General features: G+C 47.6%; 14 protein-coding genes. 7 read left to right on the top strand and 7 right to left on the bottom strand.

Translation table 11 applies throughout. The annotated features are described in order from the left end of the window. Nucleotides 1–41: 41 nt before the first annotated feature. The 3 genes from LWL52_RS06285 to LWL52_RS06295 are packed head-to-tail and all read left to right on the top strand — an operon-like array spanning nucleotide 42 to nucleotide 4030. On the top strand, nucleotides 42–1358 hold the full coding sequence (locus tag LWL52_RS06285) for a TolC family protein (protein ID WP_242917997.1): 1317 nt from the start codon (nucleotides 42–44) through the stop codon (nucleotides 1356–1358). 19 nt (nucleotides 1359–1377) lie between these two features. Beyond that, complete coding sequence (locus tag LWL52_RS06290; protein WP_242917999.1) at nucleotides 1378–2451, top strand: HlyD family secretion protein; 1074 nt, start codon at nucleotides 1378–1380, stop codon at nucleotides 2449–2451. 1 nt (nucleotide 2452) lies between these two features. Continuing rightward, on the top strand, nucleotides 2453–4030 hold the full coding sequence (locus tag LWL52_RS06295) for an efflux MFS transporter permease (protein WP_242918001.1): 1578 nt from the start codon (nucleotides 2453–2455) through the stop codon (nucleotides 4028–4030). Nucleotides 4031–4299: 269 nt separating this feature from the next. On the opposite strand, the gene uraH is transcribed toward LWL52_RS06295, so the two are convergent. From uraH to LWL52_RS06310, 3 genes are all read right to left on the bottom strand, one after another. Next, entirely contained in the window at nucleotides 4300–4707 is a 408-nt protein-coding gene (gene uraH, locus LWL52_RS06300; RefSeq protein WP_242918003.1) for a hydroxyisourate hydrolase, read from the bottom strand. Between the two features lie 15 nt (nucleotides 4708–4722). Continuing rightward, the gene (locus LWL52_RS06305; RefSeq protein ID WP_242918005.1) at nucleotides 4723–5268 is read right to left on the bottom strand and encodes a heme-binding protein; all 546 of its coding nucleotides are present in this window, start codon (nucleotides 5266–5268) and stop codon (nucleotides 4723–4725) included. Between the two features lie 61 nt (nucleotides 5269–5329). Continuing rightward, nucleotides 5330–5899, bottom strand: a complete 570-nt coding sequence (locus tag LWL52_RS06310; protein WP_242918007.1) for a Crp/Fnr family transcriptional regulator — start codon at nucleotides 5897–5899, stop codon at nucleotides 5330–5332. A 337-nt stretch (nucleotides 5900–6236) separates the two neighbouring features. Between LWL52_RS06310 and LWL52_RS06315 the strand changes: the two genes are divergently transcribed. From LWL52_RS06315 to LWL52_RS06325, 3 genes are all read left to right on the top strand, one after another. Continuing rightward, the gene (locus LWL52_RS06315) at nucleotides 6237–7085 is read left to right on the top strand and encodes an AraC family transcriptional regulator (RefSeq protein WP_242918009.1); all 849 of its coding nucleotides are present in this window, start codon (nucleotides 6237–6239) and stop codon (nucleotides 7083–7085) included. Between the two features lie 211 nt (nucleotides 7086–7296). Then, the gene (locus LWL52_RS06320) at nucleotides 7297–8523 is read left to right on the top strand and encodes an amidohydrolase family protein (protein WP_242918011.1); all 1227 of its coding nucleotides are present in this window, start codon (nucleotides 7297–7299) and stop codon (nucleotides 8521–8523) included. Continuing rightward, nucleotides 8520–9185 carry an ankyrin repeat domain-containing protein gene (locus LWL52_RS06325; protein ID WP_367615666.1) on the top strand — a complete coding sequence of 222 codons (666 nt, stop codon included), beginning with the start codon at nucleotides 8520–8522 and terminating at the stop codon, nucleotides 9183–9185. The genes LWL52_RS06320 and LWL52_RS06325 overlap by 4 nt, the downstream gene beginning before the upstream one ends. 121 nt (nucleotides 9186–9306) lie before the next feature. Here LWL52_RS06325 and LWL52_RS06330 read toward each other — a convergent pair whose 3' ends face one another. After that, entirely contained in the window at nucleotides 9307–10185 is an 879-nt protein-coding gene (locus LWL52_RS06330; RefSeq protein WP_242918015.1) for an extracellular catalytic domain type 1 short-chain-length polyhydroxyalkanoate depolymerase, read from the bottom strand. Between the two features lie 258 nt (nucleotides 10186–10443). Further along, entirely contained in the window at nucleotides 10444–11019 is a 576-nt protein-coding gene (locus LWL52_RS06335) for a helix-turn-helix domain-containing protein (RefSeq protein WP_242918017.1), read from the bottom strand. 802 nt (nucleotides 11020–11821) lie between these two features. Here LWL52_RS06335 and LWL52_RS06340 point away from each other — a divergent pair. Beyond that, nucleotides 11822–11980 (top strand): hypothetical protein, encoded by a 159-nt coding sequence (locus tag LWL52_RS06340; protein ID WP_242918019.1) that lies wholly within the window; start codon nucleotides 11822–11824, stop codon nucleotides 11978–11980. 75 nt (nucleotides 11981–12055) lie between these two features. Here LWL52_RS06340 and LWL52_RS06345 read toward each other — a convergent pair whose 3' ends face one another. Together LWL52_RS06345 and LWL52_RS06350 are read right to left on the bottom strand one after the other, a co-directional pair. Then, the gene (locus LWL52_RS06345) at nucleotides 12056–12784 is read right to left on the bottom strand and encodes a LytR/AlgR family response regulator transcription factor (RefSeq protein ID WP_242918021.1); all 729 of its coding nucleotides are present in this window, start codon (nucleotides 12782–12784) and stop codon (nucleotides 12056–12058) included. Then, on the bottom strand, nucleotides 12753–13412 hold the full coding sequence (locus LWL52_RS06350; RefSeq protein WP_242918023.1) for a sensor histidine kinase: 660 nt from the start codon (nucleotides 13410–13412) through the stop codon (nucleotides 12753–12755). The genes LWL52_RS06345 and LWL52_RS06350 overlap by 32 nt, the downstream gene beginning before the upstream one ends. Nucleotides 13413–13563: the final 151 nt, after the last annotated feature.

The raw sequence follows: 13563 nt of genomic DNA on the forward strand, positions 1-13563 counted from the left end.
TTTTTATATTATTAGTTAAATATTTAACTGTTTAGAACTTTATGAATTATAAGCCTTTAGCGCTGTACTTTATACTTATAAGCTTTGCTTCCGGCGCTTTTGCCCGGCAGCAGGAACCGAAGGTGGTCACCATACAGGAGCTCTTTACCATGGCAGAGGAGAACAGCCAGCAGTTGCAGGTGTCGCGGACGGGGATCGAAATAGCCAACCAGCGCCGCGAAGTAGCCAAAACACAGAAAAGACCCAATCTCACAGCAAGCCTTACCGGAAATTACATTGGCAACGCCCGCATACTGGATACCAACCTGGAGGAAGTAGCCAGTGTGGAGATGCCGCACTTTGGCAATTCTTTTGCCGTGCAGGCCAGCCAGGTTATTTTTAAAGGAGGCGCCATCAACAAGGCCGTAGAAGCCGCAGAACTAAGCCAGCAGGTAGCCCAGCTCACCTTTGAGAAGAACAGAGCCGATATAAAACTGCTGCTCGTGGGCCGCTACGCCGATATGTACCGCCTGCTCAACCAGCGCCAAGTATACCAACGCAACATCGATCTGGCCCGGCTGCGGCTGCAGAACATCCAAAACCTGTATAAGGAAGGCATGTTGACGCGCAACGACGTGATCCGAAGCGAGCTGCAGATCACCAACCTGAAGATGGCCCTGCAGGAAGTAAACAACAACCTGGCCATTGCCAACCAGCAGCTGCGCCAGATCGTGGGCCTGCCGGAAAACACGTTCCTTGTTCCCGACTCTTCCTTTATCCAACACTTGCCGCAGGTGCAGCCTTATAATGCTTATCTGGACCAGGCGCTCCACAACTTCCCCGATATAAAGGCCGGGGAGGTAAACACCGAAATTGCCCGAAAGAACCTGCAGATAGCCAAAGCCGACAAACTGCCAACCATCAGCCTGCAGGCAGGCAACTCTGTTATCAGGCCCATCACCAGTTCCAGTCCCGTGCTGGATATGTATGCGCAGGGCTGGAATGCCGGCGTGGGGATTAATTTCAACATCGCCTCGCTCTATAATGCCAGATATAGCATCGGGGTGGCCCGTGCCCAGGAGCAGCAGCAGCAGGAACTCTTAACGCTGCAACGCCAGAACATCGAAAATGAAGTGCAAAGTGCCTTTATCAAGCACAACGAGGCCCGGGAACGGAGCGTGAGTTTTGAGCAGGGCGTGCGCCTGGCCAACGAGAACTACCGCATCGTGGAAAAGAAATACCTGGCCAACCTGGCCCTGCTGGCAGACATGCTCGACGCCACCAACGCCAAGCTGGATGCCGAGCTGCAGAAGGCCAACGCCGATGCAACCATTATCTATACTTATTACCAATTAGAACGCTTAGCCGGAAACCTTTAATAGAAATCACTAAACCACTATGTCACAGGACACTACCGCTCACAAAACACATTCAAAACCTAAAAAGAGAAAAACCGGCCAGCTTATACTTAACGCTCTGTTGCTGGTAGCCATTGCCGGCGCTTTGCTTTGGGTCGCCGGTTTATACTTCGATTTCAGCAAAAACGAGATCACAAACGATGCTCAGGTAGAGCAGTTCATCAACCCGCTTAATGCCCGGGTAGGTGGCTACATCGACGAGATCCGCTTTACCGAGCACCAGCCGGTGAAAAAGGGCGATACGCTGGTAATCATCAACGACAACGAAATACGCATCCAACTGGCACAGGCCGAAGCCGCCTACCTCGATGCGCAGGCCACCAAAACCGTCACCAGCTCGAGCGTGAACACCGTGAGCAACAGTATTGCGGTTTCGGAAGCCAACATTGCCGAAGCCCGGGCCCGGCTCTGGAGCGTGGAGCAGAACTACAAGCGCTACGAAACTCTGCTGAAAGACGAGGCCGTGACGCGCCAGCAATACGAGCAGATGAAAACGGAGTACGATGCGGCCAGGGCCCGCCTGGCTGCGCTGGAGCGCCAGAAGCAGACTTCGCAGCTTTCTACCAAAGAAGTAAAATCCAGGCTGGCCGTGAACGATGCCAACATCAAACGGGCTGAGGCTGCCCTGGACATGGCTAAACTGAACCTGAAGTATACCGTCATCACGGCGCCTTATGATGGGGTTATGGGGCGCCGCACCATCCAGGAAGGCCAGCTGATACAGCCGGGCCAGGCGCTTGCCAGCATCGTGCGTAGCAACCAGGTATGGGTGGTGGCCAACTACAAGGAAACCCAAACCGGCAACCTGTATGTAGGTCAGCCCATCGAGATCACGGTGGATGCCATCGAAGGGAAAGTTTTTAAAGGCACGATCAGCGCCATTTCGGAAGCCACGGGTGCCAGGTACTCGGCTGTTCCGGTAGATAACGCCACCGGTAATTTTGTGAAGGTGCAGCAGCGCATTCCGGTGCGCATTGAGTTTGCCGGAACAGACAAAAAAGACATGGAAATGCTGCGGGCAGGGATGAACGTAGAGGTAAAGGCCATTTTATAAGATGTCAGAACTAAGAAAAGGGCTTTTTAACGACTGGGTGACCAAGCCACTGGGACTGCTGGTGATCCTGATCATTACGATAACAGCGCTTACCACCAACGGCCTTTACACGGCCAACATCAACGACATGGTCAGCGGCATGGGCACCATGACCGAATACATGATGATGGCCAACTATGCCACTACTATCGGGATGATGGTAGTGTTTCCGCTCCTGATTCAAATAAAAGGTGCTTTTACCAGCCGCAACATTCTCTTTGTCACGCTGGGTGGTACCCTGCTGCTGTCGCTGTGGTGCGCCGTTACCACCTCGCCGCAGGTACTTATAGGTTGCAACCTGGTAATGGGCGGTTTTAAGATGTTCACCATGATGGAAGTGATCGTGCCGATCATGATGATGATCAGCCCGGATGGGAACCGGGGCCGTTTTTATGCCGTGTTTTACCCCGTCAGTATCGCGTTAGGGCAATTGGGGGCGTACTTCTCTGCCGAGCTTTCCTATGCCTTTGGCTGGCAGTATGTGTATTACTTTATGATGCCGGGCTTATTGCTAAGCTTGCTGCTGGTAACCGTGTTTTACCACAACGGGCGCACGTCACCGTATGCACCATTTAAAAGCATAGACTGGCAAAGCTTTCTGCTGCTCACTACCTCGCTGATGCTGCTGAACTATGTGCTGGTCTTTGCGAAGGTAGAAGATTACTTTAGCTATGTTCACATCCAGGGCGCCGCCCTTGGTTTTGTCATTACCTTGTTGCTCTTCATCAAGCGGCAACTTACTTCCGCGCAACCTTTTCTGAACCTGCGCATACTTCAAATCAGAAATGTATGGGCCAGCCAGGCGATGGTCTTTCTGACAGGGCTGTTTCTGGCGGCTGGTTCTATTCAAAGCGTGCTCACATCCGGAATTCTCAAGTATAGCGCGCAAACCAATGCCGAACTTAACCTGTGGATGATACCCGGGGTGATCGTAGGCGGGCTGCTACTGTTTTTCTGGAACAAGTACGAGCACAACCACAAAGGCATTATTCTGATCGGGTTCGGTGCCTTTGTACTTGGCTATCTGCTGCTCTACACCAACGTAAACCCGGGCGCAGGCATGCAGGATTTTTACCTGGCAGCGGCACTCCGGGGCTTTGGCATGGTGGTGTTATTTGCGGGGCTGGGCGTGTACAATGCAGTAGGCCTGCAGATGATGGACATGCTTTCTTCCGGAGCGGTGCTGGTGGTGTTCCGCTCCTTCCTGGGTCCAGCCTTCTTCTCGGCGCTCATCTCCTTTGGCATGTACCAGGGGCAGGTAGAACACCTCCACCAATTGGCCCAGCACATGGACGTGACCAATACGGCCGTGATGGCGCGGGCTGCTACTTCGGGCGGAACTCTGGGACTCTATGGCGCAGCAATGCCACAGGCCGTACTGGTGGCAGCCCGGGAGATGCTCGGTTATGTGGTGATGGCCGGCCTTTGGATCATGCTCATCGTGTGGTTATTCAGGTTTGGCAAAATGAACCGCCGCCGCCTGGTCAACTGGCGCAAGAAGTGGCGCAGTATTGTGGGCGCACCTGCTGTTGCAGGGTAGGGTATAGATTTTAGGCCCTTGATCAAAGGAAATAACCTAATCATACAAGCGTGATTGCCTTTAATTATAAACCTTGGTTAGTCAAATAATATAAGTATGAGGCTATTATTCAACATATAGTTAGGCTCAGGTAACTTTACTTCTGCAATGAATTTCAGGCACCTGTTAAAAAGTAGAACAACCGATAGGCATCCTTTCTGAAATAAAAAGCCGCACCATTTTACATTGGTGCGGCTTTTTGATTTTGTGGAACTGATGTATAAATGATGTTAATTTCCCCTGTAGGTGGCGTAACCGTAGGGCGACAACGTGATGGGAACGTGATAATGATCGTTGTCATTTATCTGGAAAACGACTTCGATAAAAGGATAGAAGCTTTCAGTTTTTTTGCTTTTGAAATAGTCGGCTACTAAAAAGCGAAGCCTGTAAACGCCTTCGTTTTCATTTTTAGTTGGCAGAAAATCTTTGATGCGCCCGTTCTCATCGGTTACCTTCTTGTCCACCTGCTTCCATACCTGGGTTTTCTTGTCCAGTTTCTCCAGTTCAACCGGAACACCTTTAGCTGGCATGCCTGTAGCAATATCCAGAATATGACTCGATAATTGGTAGGGGGTGGTCTGTGCATACGCAACAGTTGTTGCCAGCACAAGCAATACTGCAAAAGCTATTTTTCTCATAATCAAAGTATAAAGTTAGTGTATAAGTATGGCCGCGTCTTCTATAGCCGCAGCTAGTGCGATTTTATGATCATTCTCCGGTCCGCCGCCGCCGGCTATGCCAATGCCGCCGATCACATGCCCTTTGTACCAGATGGGGCAGCCACCTCCCAGCAGCAACAGCTCCGGGAGGTTAGCCAGGTTATAGGTATCGGCATTTTCCCGGGCACTGCGGGCCAGCAGCAGGGTGGATGTTTTAGTGGAAAGCGAAGTATACGCTTTTCTTCTGGCGGCTTCGGTGTTGTGCGGCCCTACGCCATTGCCCCGCGAAAGCATAATGACCTGGCCGGAGGCATCTACAATGGCAATGCTCACGTCTTTGTTCAGGGTCTTGGCAGCTGCCCGGGCGCGGTTTGTCAGTAACATAGCTGCTTCCAGTGTGAGCTGGTGCGCTTCGGCTACATAGCTGGCCTGCACCGGATCAGCATTGCCTTTTTGTTTTGTGTTCTCCTGCTTACTGGCCTGCGCCAGCGAAAGCATCGGCATGAACAGGAGTATAAACAGCGTCAGTTTGTAGCTCATTATTCTTTTTTACAAAGCTACCGGTGCTATTGGTGAAAAGTATTGCCCTAAGTCAACGTTTTCAGAGCCTGGCTTTTATTCTGCTTAGGGTAGAGGGAGAGAGGCCCAGGTAGGAGGCGGCCATTTTATTGGAAACACGCAACAAAAAATCAGGCTGGTGCTGAATAACCCATTTTACTTTTTCCAGCGCATCAAACCCCTGAAAACCGTAAATCCGCTTTTGAGCGGTAATAAAACCCAGTTCCAGAATCTGCCTGTAGATAAAGGCAAATGGCGGCACGGTATCCACCAGGTAGTAAAAGTTATCCCTGGAAATTTTGAGGAGCTCGGATCTTTCGATGGTTTGCATGCATTCGCCGGCGGGCGTTTGGTCGATGAGGCTGGGCAGAGCGGTACCGAAACCGCCTTCGAAGGCAAAGAACCGTGTCGCCTCAGTCCCTTCTTTATTGATTGTATAAAGCCGGATGCAGCCTTTATTTACAAAATAATAATGCTGGCAAACGTCGTTGTAATTCAGCAAGAGCTCGTTCCGTTTTGTTTTCAAGGGCTCGAAACGAGAGCAAATCAATTCCAGCGAGGCATTGTCTATCCTTGTTCTGCTTTTAATAAAGTTTTCTAAAAGGCTGTACATGGTATTGGTTAGCTCTCTACTTCTGAAAGCGATAGCTACTTTCTGTATTTGCTGGTAAACCGTATGCCGGCTTTAATGTTTAAGGATTTGTATAACATGGTGTGATAGCTACCAGATTTCCTTCCGGTAGCACCCGGATAGCAGCAACGTTACATATTAAAAGCCTTGCTACCTATAAAACGTATATTTAGCCACTAACAGAGCAGCTTTGTTAGCTGCGTGAACCATTACCTAACCCACGTTAATGAAAGATGGTGCTAGACGGGTACTTGCATCGTATAGACTTGTTTCTCCGAGTTAAGCATTTTGTTAAGTAGATATAGTATACCTTAAATCTATGAAGCAAAAAGATAATTTTCCGGTGCTCGGCATAGAGGAGTTTCAGCCTGGCCTGCAGCAAAATAATGCACTGCAGTTTCATCTGATACAAGGAAAGCAGCACATTGGAAAGCCGCACAAGCATGACTTTTTCATGCTGCTTCTGTTTGAGAAAGGGAGCGGAACGCATACCATAGATTTTAAGCAGTATCAGGTAGGGAATCATCAATTGCACCTGCTATTTCCGGGCCAGGTGCACAGCTGGACTTTAGGAGAAAACACGTTGGCCTATCAGCTCATGATCGACCGTCCCGTTTTCGATTTGTTCTCGTCTTCACTGGAGCTTACGTTTGTGCTGTACCAGTGGCAACCGGTCCTTGACCTTTCTCCCGAAACTTTCTCCAAGCTACAGTATGAGTTTCAGGCGATACAGGCAGAACTGAGTATAACGCCCATACACTGGGACATTGTCAGCCTGAGAAACCGATTGATCGCCCAACTGGTGAGCCGGGAGGCCGGAAACAGGCACGATTACCTGAAAGTATTCCGCGCTGTGCCGGCGCTTATGCGCTATCATCAGCTGGTAGATGAATATTTTAAAGTGCAGAAAACCGTAGCCTTCTATGCCGACCAGCTGCACATCTCGGCTAACTACCTGAATATACTTTGCAAAAGGCATCTCCAGGTGCCTGCCCTATTTCTGATACATAACCGCATCATTCTGGAAGCCAAACGATTGCTCCATGCATCAGAGATGCCCGTCAAAGAAATTGCTTTTGATCTTGGCTTCAGCGACCTGGCCCATTTTTCCAACTTTTTCAAGAGCAAAACAGGAGTTTCACCGCGGTCCTTCCGGGAACAGTTATAAAATTTGCAAGTTTTGGCAGGAACTGCACATCTGTTTTAAGGATAGGAGGGGCTACCTTTATACTTTAAAAAACTGTACTATGGCGCTACACCCGATAACGCGTAAAGATTTTATCAAAAATTCTGCTATGCTGCTTGCCGGCAGCAGCCTGGCCTCCTGCACCGGTATGCTGTCAATAGCACAATCGGAGCCTACTAAGCAAGATCAATATATGACTGCCGACAAGATACTTACATTTAAAAATGTACGACTTGAAACCGGGTTTGAGTATGAGGAAGGTGAAGTTGTTGCTACCAAAACAGGATTGTTCACCCTGGTGATCAGCGATGGTAAGATAAAAGCTGTTTTGCCCAATAACCCAACTGCTGACGCCCTGGATGCCCAGGGGCTTCTGCTGCTGCCTTCCTTCAAAGACATGCACATTCACCTGGACAAGACCTTTTACGGCGGCCCGTGGCAGGCGCGGCGTAAGAAGAACAGAACGGTGCAGGATATGATCGCCTATGAGCAAGAGGTGCTACCGAAAATGCTGCAAACATCAACTGAGCGGGCAGAAAAACTGATCGAGCTGTTGCAATCGCATGGGGCAAACTTTGCCAGAAGCCACGTCAACATCGAACCTACTTCCAGACTCGACTCCCTTAAAAACCTACAGCAGGCCCTTGATACTAAAAAGGATAGCTTTGAAGCTGAGTTGGTCACCTTTCCGCAGCATGGCATCCTGCGTTCAAAATCTGAGCAACTGATGAAAGAAGCCGCTGCCATGGGCATTGATTATATAGGTGGCCTGGACCCGGGCGCAATCGACGGCGATATGAAGAAAAGTATGGATTTTGTGGTGCAGCTGGCATTGGATCACAAAAAAGGCATCGACATACACCTGCACGAAGGCGGAGACTCCGGTCTGAAAACGGTGGAATACCTCATTGATCGTGTAAATGAGAACCCTGTATTGAAAGGTAAAACCTTCATTAGCCACAGTTTTGTACTTGCCAGGCTTGAAAAGCAAAAGCTGGAAGAAGTGGCTGATAATCTAGCCGGCGCCAGAATAGGTATCATTTCCACCATCCCTTTCGGAAATCTGATCATGCCTATCCCGACGCTTTACAAGTATGGCGTAGACGTGCGCACCGGCAACGACTCTATCATTGACCACTGGAACACTTTTGGTACGGGCAGCATTCTGCAAAAAGCAACTCTGATGGCGCAGCTATATGGTTACTCTACCGAATTTGAGCTTTCCAGATGCCTGAAACTGGCTACCCACAATATCCTGCCACTCGATGACAAAGGAAACAGGCAATGGCCGCAGGCAGGGGACAAAGCCGACCTGATACTGGTAGACGCCAGTTGCTCGGCAGAAGCCGTTTCGCGTGTATCTCCCGTGAGAGCATTGATTCATAAAGGAAATATCGTGTACCAAACGACTACCGTATGAACACCTTGCTTCTAATACTTTCATTTTTACTGCTCAATTCCTGCCAAACAGAAACTGCTATGCATACTCCTGCCACACACAACTCCCTGGTGGAGGCCGTTAATAATAACAGGATAGATGCGGTAGCAGCTGCCCTGAAAAATGGAGCAGACGTGAACGCAACCGATTCACAGAAAAGGTCGCTACTCCTCCTGGCCACGCACCACAACAACCTGGAAATGGCACAGCTGCTTGTTAAGCACAGCGCTGATGTAAACCAACAGGACGAGATTAAAGATAGCCCTTTTTTATATGCCGGCGCAGCAGGCTATACGGATCTTGTGAAACTATACCTGGAGAACGGTGCCCGGTTTGATGTCTTTAACCGCTATAACGGCAGCGCCCTGATTCCGGCATGCGAGAGAGGGCATCTGGAGGTAGTAAAACTACTGGCTAACACCAAAGGCTTTCCTATTGACCACGTAAACCGCTTGGGTTGGACTGCGCTGATGGAGGCCGTTGTATTGGGAAATGGTACCAAAACCTATGTAGAGGTAGTACAAACGCTGGTGGATGCCGGCTGCGACATCAACATTCCGGATAAGGATGGGGTAACAGCATTGCAGCATGCCCGCAAAATGGGATTCACTGCTATTGCCAGGGTGCTGGAAGAAGCACGTTAAGACTGCTGATTATCCGGTTCAGAACGAACCTTTATTAGGTGCTGAAATTAAGAAAGGCCGCTATACCTCTTCAAGTATAGCGGCCTTTTATGCTAACTCAAACTGATGGCACAATACCCTTTCAGTGCTTTCTGTTCTTGCTGAAGAAACGCCACATGATTTCATTGATGTCAATATCCCTTGTGGTATTCCCCAAAGGGTAGCCAATGTTATAGGAAACACCTCCCGGCCAGGTATGGCCACCGTTTTCGACGGTAACAAGCGAAACCGTCACGCTTTTATCCGTTACTTCCTGCATCGTCACCGAGGTGTCATCCTTTTTATCAGCATTCAAAACCTTCTTGTTTTCTTTCTGGCCGGCTAATCCGTTACGTGTTACCCAGTAGTCATACGTAGTAGGAGCAGACGCATAAGCTTCAGTTTTCCCGTCATACTTTACAACCTCGTCGGCTGTGCCGTGCACCTGCATCACGCTCACTTTTTTATCCGATTGATGAAAGTATTTTACTGAATCGGGCAGTGGACCACCAATGGAAGCAATGGCGGCAAAAGCATCCGGCATTTCAGCTGCCAAGCGATGGCAGAAGAACCCGCCCCGTGATAGTCCTGTCGCAAAAACAGCCTTTTCATCTATGCGGTAGTCTTTTTTCAGGCTGTCAAGTATGGCTTTAACAAAGCCAATATCGTTGGTGCCCTTTTGATAGGCCATCTCAAAGCCAACGTTCCAATCCTGCTTTATGCCGGAGGGGTATACCACAATAAAATTGTGTTTATCGGCGGCCTCATTCATTCGGGTATAGAGCATTTGTTCTGCCACGGTCATGCCCCCGCCATGAAAGTTAAATACCAGGGGGTAGGATTGCTTTGTGTTGGAATGATAAGAAGCAGGAAGGTATAACAAGTACTTTCTCTTCACTCCCTCAAACTGGAACGATGTTATCTGGGCAGAGACGGTGATGGCGATAGTGAGTAATACGGCTGTAATGAAAAGTTTTAGCATAATCTTTTGGTTTAGTTTTGACACAAAGGAAGCGTTAGCTGGTGTCGGATTCCTCCAAAATGATCATTTGCCTATAGTAAATAACGAATTAATAGCCTGTTTTGCCAGAATTCGGAGCAGACTAGTGTTGCGCCAGTTTAAGAGTTAGAAATGATGCTCCCGTGAACATTTTCATTTGATGACCAGAAATCTGTCTCTAAAATCAAAAAGAAGAAGCGCTAGTATGGTGTGCAATTGGCAGGTGAACGAACAGAATTTCTATGCTGGTGTAATTTCCTTACGATAGGCCGAGGGAGTTTTCTGCAGTTGTTTTTTGAAAGCAGTATTAAAGCTGGTCAGGCTGTTAAACCCGACCTCGTACGCAATAGCCGCAATCGTCAGTTCGCTGGATGCAGGATCTTCCAATAAGGCCTGCGCATGCCTGATGCGGTATTGATTCACAAAACCATTGAAATTCGATTCTGACCGGCTATTGATTGCCATGGAGATTTTCTGAGGACTTACTTTTAACGCTTTGCTGAAGGTACTTAGCGTCAGATCCGGATTTTTGTGCAGCTGCTCCTCTGTTAAGAGTTTTTTCACCTCCTCGTAAATCTGGTTTATTTCAGTTTCGGAAAGTGGAGTGGTTTTATACTTTGCAGCATCGAGTGCATTGATATATCCTCTTTTAATGGCAAGCAGGCTGACCCCATAAGCAATTACAGAATAGAGTATAGGACCCAGAATGTAGGGAATATTATCCTCCAGCAAGTTGAGCACATACACAATCCAGAGGGCTGCCAACGCACACCAGAGAAGCCGCAACCACTGAACGGCAACATCAGCTCCTCCCAATTGGGTTTTATACTTATGTATCTGCCGGTAGCTTAAGTATAAATAAACCAGGTAGTGGCCGTAGTAGAGGCAGAAAAGTATAACAAACACTGGTATCGGCGTAGTTTTAACATTCGCTCTGTCAATCCAAAAACTGAAGGCTATACCAAAAAGAAAAGGAATAAAATGCAGGAGTATGGTCGTGGTGAATCGGATCGATTTTTCCAGAACCGATCTGGTGTAGAAGTAGAATAAGGGACCGATTAACAAGAGCGAGGCAAGCCCGGCAAATATCAACTGCAAGTATAAACCCTCCACAAATTCAAGGAAAACAGATTTCCCGATACGGAAGGAGAGTATAAGCAAGAGGATGCTCAGGATCTTATTCGAAGTGCTCAGCCCTTTTGCGTGATACCAAAGAAAAGCAGCTAAGAAGAGCCCGTGTAAGACACCTAATCCACTGAGAAGTATAAGCAGTACCTGGCTTGTTGACATGAGGGCAAATAAATAAATTATTTACATTCTAAAGCATTCCAGTTATTTTAAATCTTAAAAGGATAGCATAACAGGTTATCATATATCTGAATTGAAGTATAAGAAGCTGTCGTTTCTGTAATTGACTGCTGGCACTATTTTGTTAATTGAGGAAGATCATCAAAAGGCACTCTATACGAACTAGCACACCTTTTTAGTAGACGAAACGTGTGGGACGTCGAACTTTTTAGATTAAAGTTTATACCTTATATGCGTATAAATATGATTACAACGAGAAGCAAGGCTTAGCAAGGTTCAGAAATTTGTTATACCTAATTTAATTCAGAAAATGAGTACCAGAGCAAACGATCAACAAAAGAAGCAGCGCCAAAAAGAATTCAAGGAAAGGAAAGAACATCAGGAGGCACTTAAAGTTGCGGCAAGAAAAGCTAAACGCAATGCATCCGGTAAAGATGAAATAGAGAGAATGCCCAAGAGCGAAGACTAAGTTTACCGCTTCCTTTTTCAAAACATTATTAGTCGACTTTAAATAAAGTCAGCTTCCGGAAAATAGTATGCTTTTCTAAATTGATCCTCTCAGTTTCTTATAGAAACTATCGGTGTACGAATCACTGATTGGGATGACATGATTGGCTATTTGAATCCTGTTCTTTTCGATATGCTCTATCTTATCGATAGCAACCAGAAAGGACCGGTGAACGCGGGCAAAATCTCCGGCCGGCAGCAGTTCTTCCAGCTTAGCAAAACTCAGCAGGGTCATTATCTTTTCTTTGGCCGTGTGGATTCTCAGGTAGTCTTTCATGCCTTCTACAAAAAGTATATCGCGGGTGGTAATCTTTTGAATACGATGGCCCACTTTTAAAAAAATATAGTCCGGCTCCTGCTTCAGCCCGGCAACATGATCTTTCTTTTCCGGTTGCTGCCGGTTACCTTGTTCCTGGTAGAGGCGCAGCACGCCTTTATAGAAACGCTCGAAAGAAAAAGGCTTTACCAGGTAATCTTTCACTTCCAGATCAAAGGCTTTCAGCGCATATTGATCATAAGCTGTTGTGAGTATAACCATTGGCTTCGGGTTCAGCATCGGTATAAAGCTGAGTCCGTCCAGGTCCGGCATGTTGATATCCAGAAAAAGTAGGTCGGGTTTATCTTCCTCTAATTGCGCAGCTGCCTCCAGGGGGCTTATAAAAGTACCTTTCAGTTCCAGAAAAGGTACTTTCGATACATACTCTTCCAGAATCTCCTGAGCCAGGTGCTCGTCATCAATTATATAGCAGGTCAGCTTCTCTTTCATGGGCTTGTAGCTGTAGATTCTGTATTTCTAACGTTACTGTAAATAGCTCGTCTGTACTGCTTATCTCCAGGGTATGCTGGTTTGGGTAAAGTAAAGCCAGGCGTTTCTGCACATTAGGTAAGCCAATGCCGCCGGGTTCTTCTAACGCATTGCCCGGTCTGCTGCCAATAGGATTCTGAATACATAAGGTGAGGGTGTTTTCTTTTAAGGCAAGGTGCACTTTTATAGCGCCAGGTTCTAATCGGGCCGGACTGTGTTTGTAAGCATTTTCCAGGAAGTGAATAAACAAGAGCGGTGCAATGTGGCCGGATGCGATGTTACCTTCTACTATAAGCGCTACAACCGGGCTCTTCTTATACCGGAGTTGCTGCAAACTTACATAATCCTGCAGGTAATTGATCTCCCTGGAAAGGGGTACCGTTACGACGTTGGATTCATAGATCATGTAACGCATTAAGGAAGCCAATCGCATGACGGCTTCGGGCGCAGTTGGAGCTTGTTTGTAAACTAAGGTATGGATGTTATTTAGTGTATTGAATAAAAAATGCGGGTTTATCTGTGACTTCAGATAATGCAGTTCTGTCTCCACGGCTTGCTTTTCTAATTGCTCTTTTTTGATGGTATTCATCACTAGGTTCTCCGTGACCCTAGCCAGCCAGCTGAGAAAAATAAAGATGGGTACTATCGTGACAAGGGTCATGGCATAGTACTCAAAGAAAAAGTGCGGGGTAGTCAGTTTTTTGTAATGAAAAAACAAAAAAGGGAAAGGCCCGGTCAGC

Origin of the sequence: Pontibacter liquoris (genome assembly GCF_022758235.1) — a bacterium.
Taxonomy (GTDB): Bacteria; Bacteroidota; Bacteroidia; order Cytophagales; family Hymenobacteraceae; genus Pontibacter; species Pontibacter liquoris.

Coding starts and splice junctions, on each gene's coding strand:
- LWL52_RS06285 (WP_242917997.1), top strand. CDS start 42: ATGAATTATAAGCCTTTAGCGCTGTACTTTATACTTATAAGCTTTGCT.
- LWL52_RS06290 (WP_242917999.1), top strand. CDS start 1,378: ATGTCACAGGACACTACCGCTCACAAAACACATTCAAAACCTAAAAAG.
- LWL52_RS06295 (WP_242918001.1), top strand. CDS start 2,453: ATGTCAGAACTAAGAAAAGGGCTTTTTAACGACTGGGTGACCAAGCCA.
- uraH (WP_242918003.1), bottom strand. CDS start 4,707: ATGAGAAAAATAGCTTTTGCAGTATTGCTTGTGCTGGCAACAACTGTT.
- LWL52_RS06305 (WP_242918005.1), bottom strand. CDS start 5,268: ATGAGCTACAAACTGACGCTGTTTATACTCCTGTTCATGCCGATGCTT.
- LWL52_RS06310 (WP_242918007.1), bottom strand. CDS start 5,899: ATGTACAGCCTTTTAGAAAACTTTATTAAAAGCAGAACAAGGATAGAC.
- LWL52_RS06315 (WP_242918009.1), top strand. CDS start 6,237: ATGAAGCAAAAAGATAATTTTCCGGTGCTCGGCATAGAGGAGTTTCAG.
- LWL52_RS06320 (WP_242918011.1), top strand. CDS start 7,297: ATGACTGCCGACAAGATACTTACATTTAAAAATGTACGACTTGAAACC.
- LWL52_RS06325 (WP_367615666.1), top strand. CDS start 8,520: ATGAACACCTTGCTTCTAATACTTTCATTTTTACTGCTCAATTCCTGC.
- LWL52_RS06330 (WP_242918015.1), bottom strand. CDS start 10,185: ATGCTAAAACTTTTCATTACAGCCGTATTACTCACTATCGCCATCACC.
- LWL52_RS06340 (WP_242918019.1), top strand. CDS start 11,822: ATGAGTACCAGAGCAAACGATCAACAAAAGAAGCAGCGCCAAAAAGAA.
- LWL52_RS06345 (WP_242918021.1), bottom strand. CDS start 12,784: ATGAAAGAGAAGCTGACCTGCTATATAATTGATGACGAGCACCTGGCT.
- LWL52_RS06350 (WP_242918023.1), bottom strand. CDS start 13,412: ATGAATACCATCAAAAAAGAGCAATTAGAAAAGCAAGCCGTGGAGACA.